At 42.4% G+C, this 14,772-nt stretch carries 10 protein-coding genes; 9 read left to right on the forward strand and 1 reads right to left on the reverse strand.

Annotated elements, in window-relative coordinates:
• Window positions 1-7: 7 nt before the first annotated feature.
• Genes G608_RS19390 through G608_RS0100655 form a run of 4 tightly spaced genes read left to right on the forward strand, consistent with a single transcriptional unit; the run spans window position 8 to window position 8,810 of the window.
• Window positions 8-1,516 (forward strand): DHH family phosphoesterase, encoded by a 1,509-nt coding sequence (locus tag G608_RS19390; RefSeq protein WP_035794392.1) that lies wholly within the window; start codon window positions 8-10, stop codon window positions 1,514-1,516.
• 8 nt (window positions 1,517-1,524) lie between these two features.
• Complete coding sequence (locus tag G608_RS19395; RefSeq protein WP_035794248.1) at window positions 1,525-4,557, forward strand: toll/interleukin-1 receptor domain-containing protein; 3,033 nt, start codon at window positions 1,525-1,527, stop codon at window positions 4,555-4,557.
• Window positions 4,558-4,586: 29 nt separating this feature from the next.
• The gene (locus G608_RS0100650) at window positions 4,587-6,782 is read left to right on the forward strand and encodes a glycoside hydrolase family 3 protein (protein WP_026494373.1); all 2,196 of its coding nucleotides are present in this window, start codon (window positions 4,587-4,589) and stop codon (window positions 6,780-6,782) included.
• A gap of 36 nt (window positions 6,783-6,818) precedes the next feature.
• On the forward strand, window positions 6,819-8,810 hold the full coding sequence (locus G608_RS0100655; RefSeq protein WP_026494374.1) for an ABC-F family ATP-binding cassette domain-containing protein: 1,992 nt from the start codon (window positions 6,819-6,821) through the stop codon (window positions 8,808-8,810).
• A gap of 123 nt (window positions 8,811-8,933) precedes the next feature.
• Here G608_RS0100655 and G608_RS0100660 read toward each other — a convergent pair whose 3' ends face one another.
• Window positions 8,934-9,269: a hypothetical protein gene (locus G608_RS0100660; RefSeq protein ID WP_026494375.1), complete on the reverse strand. Its 336-nt coding sequence runs from the start codon at window positions 9,267-9,269 to the stop codon at window positions 8,934-8,936.
• A gap of 234 nt (window positions 9,270-9,503) precedes the next feature.
• Here G608_RS0100660 and G608_RS0100665 point away from each other — a divergent pair, with 234 nt between their 5' ends.
• Genes G608_RS0100665 through G608_RS22055 form a run of 5 tightly spaced genes read left to right on the forward strand, consistent with a single transcriptional unit; the run spans window position 9,504 to window position 14,748 of the window.
• A complete protein-coding gene (locus G608_RS0100665) occupies window positions 9,504-10,157 on the forward strand; it encodes a redox-sensing transcriptional repressor Rex (protein ID WP_026494376.1) in 654 nt (217 codons plus the stop codon).
• Window positions 10,158-10,185: 28 nt separating this feature from the next.
• Window positions 10,186-10,878 carry a hypothetical protein gene (locus G608_RS19400; RefSeq protein WP_196810109.1) on the forward strand — a complete coding sequence of 231 codons (693 nt, stop codon included), beginning with the start codon at window positions 10,186-10,188 and terminating at the stop codon, window positions 10,876-10,878.
• A complete protein-coding gene (locus G608_RS0100675; RefSeq protein ID WP_051208654.1) occupies window positions 10,856-12,463 on the forward strand; it encodes a bifunctional ADP-dependent NAD(P)H-hydrate dehydratase/NAD(P)H-hydrate epimerase in 1,608 nt (535 codons plus the stop codon). The genes G608_RS19400 and G608_RS0100675 overlap by 23 nt, the downstream gene beginning before the upstream one ends.
• Window positions 12,464-12,465: 2 nt before the next feature.
• Entirely contained in the window at window positions 12,466-13,671 is a 1,206-nt protein-coding gene (gene alr, locus G608_RS0100680) for an alanine racemase (RefSeq protein WP_035794251.1), read from the forward strand.
• A gap of 21 nt (window positions 13,672-13,692) precedes the next feature.
• Window positions 13,693-14,748 carry a J domain-containing protein gene (locus G608_RS22055; RefSeq protein WP_051208656.1) on the forward strand — a complete coding sequence of 352 codons (1,056 nt, stop codon included), beginning with the start codon at window positions 13,693-13,695 and terminating at the stop codon, window positions 14,746-14,748.
• The last annotated feature ends 24 nt before the right edge of the window (window positions 14,749-14,772 follow it).

Here is a 14,772-nt window from a genome sequence, read left to right on the forward strand (position 1 = left end):
AAATACAATGGCTTTTTGTCTGAAAGATCTGTTAGAGTTCGATGACATTGTTATTCAGTGTCACGATAATCCTGACGCTGATGCCCTCGCCAGCGGCTTTGCCCTCAAGTGGTATCTGGATAAATATCATAAGAAATCTCGTTTCATTTATGGTGGAAGAGCACCTATCAGTAAGAGCAATCTTGTTCTTATGAAAGATAATCTCGGTATTCCCGTAGAGTATGTAACTGAGCTTAAACCGCCGCAGCTTCTTGTTACTGTTGACTGCCAGTATGGCGAAAGTAACGTGAAGCATTTTGATGCGGAAAATATTGCTACTATTGATCATCATCAGATATCTGCCACATTGCCGGCAATGTCTGCCCTTAGGAGCAATTATGGTTCCTGCTCAACGATTATTTATGAGCTCTTACAAATGGAAGATATTGATATCAATTCCAACGTTGATATAGCCACTGCACTGTACTACGGTCTTATGACAGATACGGGAGGATTTGAGGAAATATCACATCCTTCGGACAGAGACCTTAGAGACTATGCCAAACCGCGAATGACGGACATTGTTCTTTTCAAGAATTCCAATTTATCCAAGGCTGAGCTTGTAATAGCAGGAGATGCGCTTAAGCATGCATATTACGATGAAAAGCTGCTCTATGCAATCGTTGAGTCTAAGCCCTGTGATCCCAATATCCTTGGAATCATCAGTGATATGACTCTTGAGGTTGACAGCATAGATGCATGTCTTGTTTACAGCGTAATGCCCTTTGGCGTTAAAATCTCCGTAAGAAGCTGCGTAAGAGAGATTAAGGCCAGTGAGCTTGCAGCTTTTCTTGCTGCGGGATTTGGAGGTGGCGGTGGCCATCTTATAAAAGCAGGCGGACTTTTGAAAAAGGATTTGTTGGAAAAAGCCGGAATTAGTTATGATAATGCCTCAATACGAAGCTTTCTTGATGACAGATTGCAGGATTATTTTGAAAATTCTGAGATCATATATGCAAATAATCATAATGAGGATATTTCGACATTTAATCGTTATACAAAGAAAGAACTGTCACTTGGATACCTGCGGGCAACCGAGCTGGCTGAGCCGGGTACAAAGATTATGATACGTACATTTGAGGGGGATATCGATACTACTATTGAGGATGACATTTTTATTGTCATAGGTATCGATGGTGAAGTTTATCCTATTAAGAAGGAGAAATTTGAAGAGAATTACAGACTCTCAGATGCGAAATATGAGTATCCTGGTGAGTATGCTCCTTCAGTCATAAACCATGTAAGCGGTGAAAGAGTCAAGATTCTGCCCTATGCAAAGAGCTGTTTGTCAAAGGGCGGATGTGGTATTTATGCCAAAAAGCTGGACCACAGAGTAAAGGTATTTACTAAGTGGGATCCGGAAAAATACTATCTTGGTACAGAGGGGGATTACCTTGTAATAAGGACGGATGACCTCTCTGATATGTACGTCATCGCGAATGATGTATTTCAGAAAACATATATCAAGGAGCAGTAATAATCAAAATGAGATACGCTGCATTTATCAGCTACAGACACACGCCCGGTGATATGGAGATGGCAAAGAGAGTCCATACCGGGCTTGAAACTTATGTTATACCAAAGTCAGTCAGACATAAAATTGGCAGAAAGAAAATAGGACGTGTATTCAGGGATCAGGAAGAGTTACCTATTGGAAGTGATTTAGATGACAATATTTCTAAGGCACTGGAGGAATCAGGATATCTTTTAGTAATCTGTTCTCCAAGAACACCGGAATCATACTGGGTTTGTAAGGAAATTGAATCATTCATCAAAATGCATGATAGAAATCATGTACTTGCTGTTTTGATTGAGGGAGAGCCGGCAGAGAGCTTTCCTCCGCAGCTACTTGTAGATGAGAATGGAAATCCTGTTGAGCCCCTTGCAGCCGATGTGAGAGGTGCCACAAAAAAAGAGGTTAATGCCAAGTTCAAGACGGAGCTGCTTCGTTTGGCTGCGCCGCTAATTGGCTGTACTTATGATGAGCTTAGACAGCGCGACAGAGATCGCAGGATAAAGAGAGCGGTAAGTATCGTTACACTTGCTGCATCAGTTATAACACTGGCAGGAACCGCTTTTGGTATATATAATGCCAGTGTCGCTGCCAGGATGAAACAGCTGGCGAATGAAAAGTCCAGACTCGCTGAAGAGATATCCATTCAATATGATGGTAAGCTTGAAAATCAGTCAAGATTCTACGCAGAAGAGGCTCTTACACTGTTCAAGCAGGGATCCCGTGAGGATGCCGCTCTTGTGGCAATAGAAGGACTTCCGTCAGAAGATAATGACAGGCCTTATGTTGCAGACGCTGAGTATGCCCTTTCAAAGGTGCTTTATGCCTATAGCAATTCAAACGATTTTACAATAGACAGAGTCCTTCAGCACGATCTTCCGGTAGATTATTTGAAGAGAAGTGATGATTCTTCAATGCTGGTTACAATAGATGAGGGTGGCAGAGTCTATTTGTGGAATGCAAAGGACTGGTCTCTTATTACTAAGATTCAACCGGTGATCGATGATTCAAATTATTATGAAGAAATAACCAGTGCGGATGCGGATAGTACGGGATTATACGTGACAACTGAACATAATATCGTTAAATATGATTTTGATGGAAATAAGCTCTATGAATTAACTACCGGAGACATGATCGTTCAGTGCGAAGCCTGCGGATCAGAAGGCAAGATGATTCTTGTTGGTACTGAGTCCATAAGTATTCTTGATACAGCTAATGGTAATGAGATAGCCTATTTTAATAATGATACAGGTGCATCCTTCAGATCAGAGGGCAGATATGTTGTAGATAACAATAAATTCTACACATACGGAGGCGATCATAAATCTGAGGGTGCTTATATTTCGGTTATTGACCTTAAAGATAATTCTTATAAAAGCATAGAGGTAACAGATGGAGTTTTCCTTGATTTTACTGTTACACAGGATAATCAAATCGCAACCTTAGTTGGTAATAAGGACATGATACAAGAAGGTGTTACCAAGCTCACAGTAGATTTTTTTGATGAGAATTATAAAAAAATCTGGTCAAGGAATCTTGATACAATTGGTAAAAACCTTCTTACTTACTATGCAAATATAAGAGCCCACACATATTCGGTTAAGGGTGAAAAAAAGAGTGAAGTTGTAGTTACTTCAGGTACCGACGCATTTACTCTCAATGGGGAAAATGGAGAAATGGTAAAGTCATTTAACCTTCCGGGAGAAGCTACGATGCTTGCCATGATAGTGGACTCACCCTATGTAAGAGTCGGATACAGACAGGGAAATATCGATTTTGTAGATTTTTCCACAGGGCGTGTTTATTCAGAATTCGAGATAACAACCAATTTTGCGGTAAAGGATGCTGCACTTTTTAATGATAAGATCATTCTCAGCTCTTATTCCGCTGAAGAATTGCATATTTTTTCATGGCATGATGCCCCGGATCTGGAAGAGTTCGTTACCTTTGAGGGAAAAGAAACACCTAGTATAACTTCCCCCGACGGATCGTATTTTGCAACTACCGATTACGGTGAATATACAAATGCGAATTTCTACGATAAAGACGGTAAGAAAATCTATACATTTGATAAGGGTGAATTCATATATAAAATTCATCTTTTTAATGATAAGGTAATTCTTCAGGATAAGCGCAGTATATGGATAATCCACCTTTTTGAAGGTAAAGAGGAAGAGATAACATTAGAGGATCTTGGTCTTGATATGTATACCTACAGCATGTCTCTTTCAAAGGATGGCAAGGGGGCTGCTATCTGGGATTCAAGAAATATTGCGGCAATCGATCTTGAGAAAAGAGAAATACTGGTACAGGCTTCAACGGAGTCGACAATCGGTAAGGTCCTTATAAACTCTGATCTTGATAAGCTCTATGTATCCGAGGGCAAAGATACTCTTTATGAAATAGATATTGACGCCAAGGCTACAAGGGAATTCAAGGGTGAAAACTTGAGCACGGTTGCTAACAGCTATAGTAAAGAGTTCATAGCACTTAGTCCTGACGATAAGCTAATAGCAATCTGCTGCAGAGACGGCTATGTAAGGCTGGTAAATACGGAATCATACGAAACAGAGGCAATGATACCTCTGCAGACATATCTTAGTGCGTTTGTTGGATTTACGGATGATTGTACACATGTGATAATGCAGGGAGATGATTACAAGGTACGTATCTGGGATATAGAAAACAAGTGCATGGCTTCATCCATCGATACATCAGCAACAGTTAGACAGATTATCTGTGATGAAGAAGATAATCTCATGGCACTGGCGGTTGGTTACGGTACACTGCTCTATGAGACAAACGGATATGGATGTATTGGATCTGCTACTGAAGGTATGTTTTATTTAAAGAGTAATAATTCCATACTTGTAAGCAGTGATCAGACAGAAGTGTCCAGAACATACTATAAAGACTATAAGCAGCTTATCGAGGAAGCAAAAAAACAATTCCCCGGAGCACAGCTTAGCGAAGAGAAGAAGGTAAAGTATAATATAAATTAAGGGAATTTATATAGGAGGTATTTAGGGTTATGGCAAATATTAAAACTGTTAAAAACGAGGGGGGACCAACACTTGGTGTTACAAGTGCGCCGGTAATTGAAAAAGATGGGTTATTTTTCAGGGACCTTGAGCGCACAGGTGAGTTGGTTCCTTACGAGGACTGGAGACTTACTCCCGAGGAGAGAGCAAAGGATCTGGCATCAAGAATGAGCGTTGAAGAGATAGCAGGTCTTATGATGTACAGTGCACACCAGATCGTTCCCGCTGCCGGAGGCGGCTGGTTCCCTGCAACCTATCGCGGAGGTAAAACTCTTGCAGAAAGTGGCGCTGATGAGTGGGAGCTCACTGATCAGCAGAAGAAATTCCTTACTGAGGATCATGTGAGATATGTTCTTGCAATGGTTCTTAAGAATGGCGAGATAGCAGCTAAATGGAACAATGAAATGCAGGCACTTTGCGAGGAGATGCCTCATGGAATTCCGGTAAACACAAGTACGGATCCAAGACATGGTGCAGGAAGTGCATCTGCAGAGTTTAAGACAGAAGCCAAGGATACCAGTAAGTGGCCCCTTGGACTTGGCCTTGCAGCTACATTTTCACCTGAAACTGTAAAGAAATTTGCACGTATTGCAGCAAAGGAATACAGAGCGCTTGGTATCACAACTGAGCTTGGTCCGCAGATCGATCTTGGAACAGAGCCCAGATGGATGAGAGTAGCTGATACCTATGGTCCAAGCAGCAAGCTGGTAACTGAATATGCAAAGAACTACTGCGAAGGTCTGCAGAACGATCCTGAAGCAGATGGCTGGGGTGAGAGCAGCGTAGCAGCTATGGTTAAGCACTGGCCGGGCGGTGGTCCCTGTGAAGCAGGAAGAGACGCACACTATGCTTATGGTAAGTTTGCGGTATATCCGGGAGATAATCTTCAGGAACATTTAAAGCCCTTCCTTGAGGGTGCATTTAAGCTTGATAAGACAGGACAGGCTTCTGCAGTAATGCCTTACTATACAATCAGCTACGGCGTTGATCCTTCAGGTAAAAACGTAGGTAACAGCTACAGCAAATACATTATCGGCGACCTTTTAAGAGATAAATATGGCTATAAGGGCGTCGTATGTACTGACTGGGGTATCACACAGGATCCTAATCCGAAGCTTGATTCCTTCGGTTCAAGATGCTTTGGTACTGAAGACCTTACAGAGGCTGAGAGACACCTTTGTATCATTGAGAACGGTGTTGATCAGTTTGGTGGAAATAATGATATCAAGCCTATTCTTGAAGCCTATAAGATAGGCTGTGAGCGTCACGGTGAGGATGCTATGAGAAAGCGCTTCGAGGAGAGTGCAGTAAGACTTCTTCTTAACAGCTTCAGATGCGGACTTTTTGAGAATCCTTATCTTGACCCTGAGGAAAGCAAAGAGATACTTGGCTGTGATGAGTTTGTAAAAGAAGGGTTTGAAGCTCAGCTTAAGAGTATCGTAATGGTGAAGAATAACGGTGTTCTTCCCGTAAGCGGACGGAAGAAGGTTTACATTCCCGGAAGGCATATCGATGCTCATAAGGGCTTTATGAGAGATATGATGCCGGCAATGGATATCCCGGGAGCAAATCCTGCAGACGTGGCACCTTTTTATGATGTTACTGACGATCCTGCAGAAGCTGATATGGCTATTTGCTTTATCGAGAGCCCTATCAGTGACGGTTATACTGAGGAGACCGGCTACAGGCCTGTAACACTTCAGTACAGACCTTATACAGCAGATGCAGCAAGAGAAGTGAGCATTGCAGGCGGAGATTTCCGTGAAGAGTCCGATAACAGAACCTATAAGGGAAAATCCAACACACCTGCCAACGAAAGTGATCTTGATCTTGTAATAAAGGCAAGAGAGCAGATGGGTGATAAGCCTGTTATTGTATCTATCAGAATGAATAATCCCTGCATGGTTTCTGAATTCGAGAAGTATGCAGATGCTATCCTTGTGAACTTTGGAGTAGAGACTAAGGCTACTCTTACCATCGTAAGCGGAGGTGCGGAGCCTTCAGCAATGCTTCCTGTTCAGCTGCCCGCTGATATGGAGACAGTTGAGAAGCACTGTGAGGACAAGCCCTTTGATTACAACCCTTATACCGATTCTGTAGGAAATACATATGATTTTGGATTTGGACTTGATTTTAAGGGTGTCATCAGGGATGATAGATACGAAAAATACGTATCAAACAGATGATAAATCTGTAATGTTTTTGAAATAGAGGATTTACACATGATATTAAACTGTCATGATCTCTCAAAGTCGTTTGACGGAAAAGACATTCTGAAAGGAGTGTCTTTTCATATTGAGGATAATGAAAAAGCAGCAATAGTAGGAATTAACGGTGCAGGTAAGACGACGCTTATTCGTATGTTGATAGGCGAGCTTACTCCTGATACCGGTACAGTAACTCTTTCAAAGGATGTAACAGTAGGTTATCTTGCACAGAACCAGAACATAGACAGCGCTCACAACATCTACGAAGAGCTCCGCGAGATGAAAAGAGATGTTATAAATCTTGAAAAGGAAATCCGCAGTGCCGAGGCACAGATGGATGTCCTGCGCGGCGAAGAGCTGGATAAACTGATGGACCGATATGCACAGATGAACCATGAGTTTCAGCTAAAGAACGGTTATGCCTGGGAGAGTGAGGTTATCGGAGTTGCCAAGGGTCTTGGCTTTTCGGAAGAGGAGTTTGATAAGAGAATATCAACTCTTTCAGGAGGACAGAAGACAAGAGTCGCTCTCGGTAAGCTCCTGCTTCAGAGTCCTGACCTCATAATCCTGGATGAGCCTACAAACCACCTTGATATGAATTCAATCAAATGGCTTGAAGGTTATCTGATGAATTACAAAGGCGCTGTACTTATTGTTTCTCACGATAGATATTTCCTTGACCGCATAGCTCAGAAGATTATTGAGATAGATCAGACAAGTGCAGAAGTGTATCAGGGCAATTACACGGCCTATGCGCAGAAGCGTGAGAAAATCAGGGCAGCAAAGCTTAAGGCTTACCTCAATCAGCAGGCAGAGATAAAGCATCAGGAAGAGGTAATCGATAAGCTGAGGCAGTTTAACAGAGAAAAGAGCATAAAGCGTGCAGAGAGCAGAGAAAAGATGCTTGATAAGATAGAGCGTCTTGAAAAGCCCACAGAGGTCAGGGATGATATGCGAATCACCCTTACACCCTCATGTGTCAGCGGCAATGATGTTATGCACGTTGATTCAATTGCCAAATCCTTTGGCAGTGAGAAGCTCTTTGAGAATATCAGCTTTGACATAAAGCGCGGTGAAAAGGTTGCCATAATCGGAGATAACGGAACGGGAAAGACAACCATGCTTAAGATAATCAATGGCATGGAATCCCTTGATGCCGGTGAGATTATTCTTGGAGTTAAGGTTCATGTTGGTTACTATGATCAGGAGCATCAGGTCCTTCACAATGAGAAGACTCTTTTTGAAGAACTCTCAGATGCTTATCCTTCCATGAATAACACAGAGATCAGAAATACACTGGCTGCATTTTTGTTCACCGGAGATGATGTATTTAAGCGAATCGGTGACCTTTCCGGTGGTGAAAAGGGCAGAGTATCCCTTGCAAAGCTTATGCTTTCGGATGCCAACTTCCTTATTCTCGATGAGCCTACAAACCACCTTGATATCACCAGTAAGGAGATATTGGAGGATGCCATCAGTGGCTACGAAGGTACCGTTTTATATGTAAGCCACGACAGATACTTTATCAATAAGACAGCCACCAGAATTCTGGATCTGACTCACGGTAGGATGATAAATTACATAGGTAACTATGACTACTATCTTGAGCACTGTGAGGAACAGACTGCAAGAACCTTGAATGAAAGCGGAAGTGCCTCCTCCTTTGGAAGAGGAATCGAGATGGCTTCGGAGGATGCTGCTAAAGGAAGCTCCTTTGGTAAGCTTGCGGGAGCATCTCAGACTGCGCAGAAGGAAAGCACCGGTGCGGCAGACTGGAAGGCTCAAAAAGAAGAGCAGGCAAAAAAGCGCAAGATAGAAGCGGCCCTTAAGAAGTGCGAGGAGGAGATCGCAAAGCTTGAGGAGAGAAATGAGAAGATTAATGAGGAACTCTCAGATCCTGAAGTTGCAACGGATCTCACAAAGGTAAGAAAGCTCTCAGATGAGCTTACTGCTAATGAAGAAAGACTCGGTACACTTTATGATGAATGGGCTGAGCTTAGTGAGTAAGGGAAAAATTAGAATTTTGCTTCGAAGTCAGGCGCAGTAATAAGTTAAGTAAAACTAAAAGAGCATTCATAGGACTTTGATAAGTCTTACGAATGCTCCTTTTTTCTTTATAATGTACGAAATTCAGGCAAATGCATCAAATGAACTACCGACCTGGCTATAGGAATAACCACCCATATCTCTGCCATAGCCAACTGTCATACCATTATATTTGGATGCAATGTTGTTGAACTGCTGGCTGACTCTCTGGGTCGCTTCCTGACCATCTGTGCTGGCAACCTCGCCAACCTTTACTTCCTGTGCGTTAGGATAAACCACAGGAGCAACTGTAGATATGTTTCCTACAGCCTTATGCTCATCATAAACATCGGAGACCGGTGCCTGATTGGAAAGAGCATAATTCAGTGGCTGTGTCTGATACATACTATATCCACTTATTCCGCCAATTGACATTCCCATATCTTTTTACCTCAATATCTGCAAGAATACCCATTTACAGACATTAGAATTATAAAATATATTCATTAAAATATTATAAACTTGCTCTTAAAGAAAACCGAAATATGCCTGTTTTTGAAAGAAAAATTCAGTATTTTTGAAAGTTTTTGAAAGGGAAGGCTACAGATTGACTAATTTTTAACAGATAGTATAATCTATATAGAACTAAATACCTATAATGACAACGGAGGAAGTATGGCGGAGAAAGAAATCTCGCAGGCAGTTATCGGCAGACTGCCGCGCTACTTCAGATATTTGGGAGAACTTAAAGAGCAGGGAATAGAGAGAATTTCCTCTCAGGATCTCAGTGATCTGATGAAAGTAACAGCCTCACAAATAAGGCAGGACTTTAATAATTTCGGAGGTTTTGGGCAACAGGGATATGGGTATAATGTCGAATATCTTTATGATGAGATCGGTAAGATCTTAGGTCTCGGAAGAGAACATACTCTTATCATTATCGGCGCGGGCCACTTAGGACAGGCGCTTTCAGGTTACAATAATTTCTTCAACAGAGGATTTATTTTCAAAGGAGCATTTGACCTTAATCCCGAGCTATATGGAAAGAAAATAAGAAATATTGAAATACGTCCTATCGAAGAGATGGAGCAGTTTGTAAGAGATAATAAGATTGAGATTGCAGTGCTGGCAATTCCAAAGGACCAGGCCGTTAAGATGGCAGAACGGCTTGTTAATTGCGGCATAAAAGCAATCTGGAATTTTGCGCACGTAGATCTTGATGTTCCTGAGAATGTACAGGTTGAGAATGTTCATCTGTCTGATTCGCTTATGAAGCTTTCCTATGGAATTGACAGATATGAGAAGAGTCAGGTAAAGACCAGAAAGTAACCGTTTTCCTTATGACGGGGGAATTCTTATGGCTAAAGATGCAAATATTTATTCTGAAGCCCTCATCGGCAAGGATATACCAATATTGTCCAAGGATGAGAGGTGGCAAAAGCTTTTTATACTGAGCCCCAAGACTGATAAAATAAAAAAACTTGAGGCTGAGCTTAATAAACTTGTGGACAAGCAGGAGAAGACCAGGGAAAAGATCAAGGATATTAAGCGTCTTAAAAAGAGGCTTCTTAGCGAGATAGTCACGTTAAGAGATGATGCTGACAAGAATCCTAAGCAGAGGAAAAAAATAGAAGCTCAGATAGATGATCACACCAGACTTATCAGGGAAAGTAATGAGAAGATAGAAGAGTGTGAGGATGATATGCTGGGACTTCCCAGAGAAATTTACAGAACAGATGTGGACCTGATGATTGAGACCATGAACGTTTTTTATGGAAGAATGGATGCCAATACGGCTGAGATTCAGGCCATAGATGAGTGGGTATCAAAGGTCAGGGTGCAGCTTAAGAAAAATATAGTACGCATGCAGGAAAGGGAGATTGAGAATTTCAATGTTTACTCCTACATGCATGATATTTTCGGACCGGAAGTTATCGACCTCTTTGATCTTAAATATGATCCCGAGAGACGTCATCCCGTTATACCTAAAGAGGGGATGAGAGTTGAGAATGGAATAGTCATAGAAGATGAAAAATACACAGACAATTGAAAAGAAATCTAAATATGCTGTAAATGCCGCGGAAATGCGAAGGTGTGATGAGACAACGATTGAGCATTTCGGCGTTCTGCAGGATGTCCTGATGGAACGTGCGGCTCTTTCTTTATTTGAGGCAGCAAAGGAGAAGTGCCCAAAGGGCGGAAGCGTAGTTGTTTTTGCAGGTACCGGAAATAATGGCGGCGACGGTGTTGCTGCTGCAAGACTTCTGTTTCAGGCCGGGATTGATGTGGCACTTCTTTACGTAGGGCACAAAAAGGGCAGAAAAAGCGATGCCTTAAAAAGACAGATAAATATTGCAAAAAAATACGGAGTACCTGCTTATTATTTTGATAAGGAGGATAATCCGGCATGGATCATAAAAAGGTGTGATGTCATAATAGATGCCATGCTTGGAACAGGCTGCAGCAGAACTCTTGGCGGCGAATTTGAAAAGGCTGTCATGCTGATAGATGAAGCATGTGCAGAGTCTGAAAAGAGACCTTATGTTATCGCTGCCGACATTCCTACGGGAATTAATTCTGATAACGGTCAGATATGTGGTTGTTGCGTAAAGGCCGATATGACTGTTACCTTTGGCTTTGTGAAGCTGGGACAGCTTCTTTTCCCCGGTAATGAATATGTGGGCGAGCTAAGGCTTTTTGAAGTTGGAATTACTGAGGATGGCTTTTTGGCTGATTTTCCCGCATATAAATATATAGACAGAAATGCCTCAGTGAGTGAACTGATTCCTAAGAGGTCACCTTCAGGAAATAAAGGAACCTTTGGTAAGGTGCTTATTGTGGCCGGAAGCAGACGCGTAAGCGGAGCCTGCATTATGGCTGCCGAAAGTGCGCTAAAAAGCGGAGCCGGAATGGTTCGTATTTTTACTGAAAAAGCAAATCTCAGCGCTGTGCAGACTTTGATACCTGAAGCTATGTCAGATGTTTATGATGAGGACGATCAGGATATTTTATCTAAAATTCAGGAAATGCTGTCAGGCGCCATAGATTGGGCGGATGCGGTAGTATGCGGCCCCGGAATCGGAACCGGTGAGATAGGAAAAGCTTTGCTTCGGACAGTGCTTAAATGCCCCGATAAAAAGCTGATTTTTGATGCTGATGCGATTAGTATACTGGCAAATGATAAGGAAATACGCGATAAGTTTAAGCTGTATCACGGGGATAAGGTTCTTACACCTCATCTTGCTGAGTTTTCCAGACTTGCAGGTGAGAGCCTGAAAAAATGCAGAGAGAATATTTTGACGTTACCTTCTGCACTTGCAAAAGATTTTGATGCGAGTATCATATGTAAGGACGCCAGAAGTGTAATAACTGACGGAGAAAGAAAATATATAAATATCAGCGGAAATGACGGAATGGCAACTGCCGGCAGCGGTGATGTACTTGCGGGACTTTTAGGTGCGCTTTGCTGTCAGGACTATGAAGATATATTTGAGGCTTCGGTCATCGGGTGCTTTCTTCACGGCAGAGCAGGAGATATCGCAGCGGAAAGGCATGGTAAATGTGCCATGACTGCAAGGGATATTTCAGAAGCACTGCAGGATATTTTTGCTGATAAGACAGAGGTTTTGAAGTAACAATGTTGGAAGAATATTCAAGAGTTTACGCTAAGATCAATCTGGATGCTATCCATTCAAATGTTGAGAATATGTACAATGCAATGCCGCGGGGAACAAATATCCTCGCGGTTGTTAAAACTGACGGGTATGGCTTTGGTGCAGTACCGATTTCCAGGATGCTCATGAAGGAGCCCTATGTCTGGGGATTCGCTACAGCTACAGCAGAGGAAGCCTTTGAACTAAGAGAAGCGGGTGTAAGTAAGCCTATTCTTGTGCTTGGCTACACCTTTCCTTATGCATATGACAGAATGCTTAAGGAGAATATCAGACCTGCTGTTTTCAGATATGATATGTTAAAGCAGCTTGCTGAGCGGGTTAAGAAGCGCAGAGGCCAGGGCGGAAGCGAGGTTTTCCATGTTCATGTGGCTGTGGATTGCGGCATGAGCAGAATAGGCGTAAGACCTGATGCGCAGGGACTTGCTTTTTTTAAGTCTGCATTGGCAACGGAGGGGATTGAGATCGAAGGTATCTTCACTCATTTTGCCAGAGCGGATGAGGCAGACCTGACAAATGCTCATGAAAGTCTTAAAAGATTTCAGAATTTCATAAATCTGGTGGAGAAGGAGACAGAGTATCACATTCCGATAAAGCACTGCTCGAACAGTGCAAGCATTATTGAAATGCCTGAAGCACACATGGATATGGTGCGCTGCGGCGTAACTATGTACGGAATGTGGCCATCTGATGAAGTGAGCAGGAATAAGATTCAGATAAAATCTGCTTTGTCACTGTATTCTCATATTTCATATATAAAGGATATTCCGGAGGGTACCCCTGTAAGCTATGGCGGAACCTTTGTTTCTGATAAGCGTATGCGAATTGCCACGATTCCTGTAGGATATGGCGATGGCTATCCGAGAAGTCTTTCCGGTGGTAAGGGTTACGTTCTTATCCATGGTCAGAAGGCCAGAATTTTGGGCCGCGTCTGCATGGATCAGTTTATGGTAGACGTATCCCATATTCCAAACGCAAAAGAGGGAGATGAGGTTATTCTTATCGGTGAGAGTGAGAAGGAATTTGGGGAAACAGAGTCAGAGAAGATAACTATCGAAGAACTCGGTGACATCAGCGGAAGATTCAACTACGAATTTACCTGCGATCTTAATCACAGAGTTCCCAGACTGTATGAAAGAGGCGGAAAGATTTTGGGGATAGCGGAGTTGTGAGAACTACGCTAAAATGTAAGCATGATTTCGGTATTTTTTGAGTTTGTGACAAGAATCCTTATTTGGATTTTTAAGAATATATTTGAGATGATCTCATTCTTTATGCGCCAGATATTCCGTCTGCTGCGCATGTTTTTTGTGGCGTTTCCTGTTACAGCGCTTGTCTATTCAGCTTTCCTTATTTTGTTAATAGTGTCATTGTTTGCAGGAGATGCCTTTTGGGCATCTTTTCCTGTACAAATCAGTTCCGGAGTTGCCAGAACGGCTTTGGTAAAAGTCGCTTCGGATTATCTGGGATTGATGTCTAAGTACGGCGGAACGATGATGTATTTTGTGCTGCTGTTTTTGGCACTTATTCTTATTATACCTATAGGTTTTATATTGATTGCGGCAAGTGCCTTTTCATTCTGCGGAAGGTTCCTTATTTTTGCGCTTTTTGCGGATGTAGCAATCTATTTATTTGGCTCTGTTATCACAGGACGTGGCATAATGGGTATGGCTACCGGCAGATATAAGCTGCTCTTTCCAAGCGCCGGACATAGGATAGACCAGAAAAACTACAACAGCTGGCTTCGTCGTCATAGCAGAGAATTTGAGGATGACACTTTCGGACAGAGGCAGTATGACGATAGCAGAGATCGCAGACGCAGACCGGAAGATTTCTATGATGATGAGTACGAAGAAGAGTACGAAGATGACGAAGACTACGATGATGAGTACGAAGATGACGAAGACTACGATGATGAGTACGACGTAGATTACTATGAAGATGATGAAGATGCTGAGTACGACGATTATGATGAAGACTATGACGATTACGAAGACAACTACGACGACCGCGTAGAAGACAAATCATACAACAGTCATAAACAATCTCATAACCGGAGAGCCACACCTAAATCCGAACCTGTCGGTACCTTCAATTTCTTTGCAGGCTGTACCACTAAAGAATCCGCCGACCGTAAGTATAAGCAGCTTGTTAAGCTTTATCATCCCGATAACATGGATGGTGATACTTCCGCGCTGCAGGAAATAAACGTACAGTACGATCAAATAAAGAAGAAATTCAGGGCATGAAAAAGCCCTCCAATAGGTGAGAAG

The sequence above is a fragment of the Butyrivibrio sp. WCD3002 genome, assembly GCF_000424265.1.
Taxonomy (GTDB): Bacteria; Bacillota; Clostridia; order Lachnospirales; family Lachnospiraceae; genus Butyrivibrio.

Excerpts from the sequence above, each read along its gene's own strand:
- G608_RS0100660 (WP_026494375.1), bottom strand. The coding sequence starts at position 9,269 with ATGGGAATGTCAATTGGCGGAATAAGTGGATATAGTATGTATCAGACA.
- alr (WP_035794251.1), top strand. The coding sequence starts at position 12,466 with ATGTTGGAAGAATATTCAAGAGTTTACGCTAAGATCAATCTGGATGCT.
- G608_RS0100675 (WP_051208654.1), top strand. The coding sequence starts at position 10,856 with ATGAAAAATACACAGACAATTGAAAAGAAATCTAAATATGCTGTAAAT.
- G608_RS19400 (WP_196810109.1), top strand. The coding sequence starts at position 10,186 with ATGGCTAAAGATGCAAATATTTATTCTGAAGCCCTCATCGGCAAGGAT.
- G608_RS0100665 (WP_026494376.1), top strand. The coding sequence starts at position 9,504 with ATGGCGGAGAAAGAAATCTCGCAGGCAGTTATCGGCAGACTGCCGCGC.
- G608_RS0100655 (WP_026494374.1), top strand. The coding sequence starts at position 6,819 with ATGATATTAAACTGTCATGATCTCTCAAAGTCGTTTGACGGAAAAGAC.
- G608_RS22055 (WP_051208656.1), top strand. The coding sequence starts at position 13,693 with ATGATTTCGGTATTTTTTGAGTTTGTGACAAGAATCCTTATTTGGATT.
- G608_RS19395 (WP_035794248.1), top strand. The coding sequence starts at position 1,525 with ATGAGATACGCTGCATTTATCAGCTACAGACACACGCCCGGTGATATG.
- G608_RS0100650 (WP_026494373.1), top strand. The coding sequence starts at position 4,587 with ATGGCAAATATTAAAACTGTTAAAAACGAGGGGGGACCAACACTTGGT.
- G608_RS19390 (WP_035794392.1), top strand. The coding sequence starts at position 8 with ATGGCTTTTTGTCTGAAAGATCTGTTAGAGTTCGATGACATTGTTATT.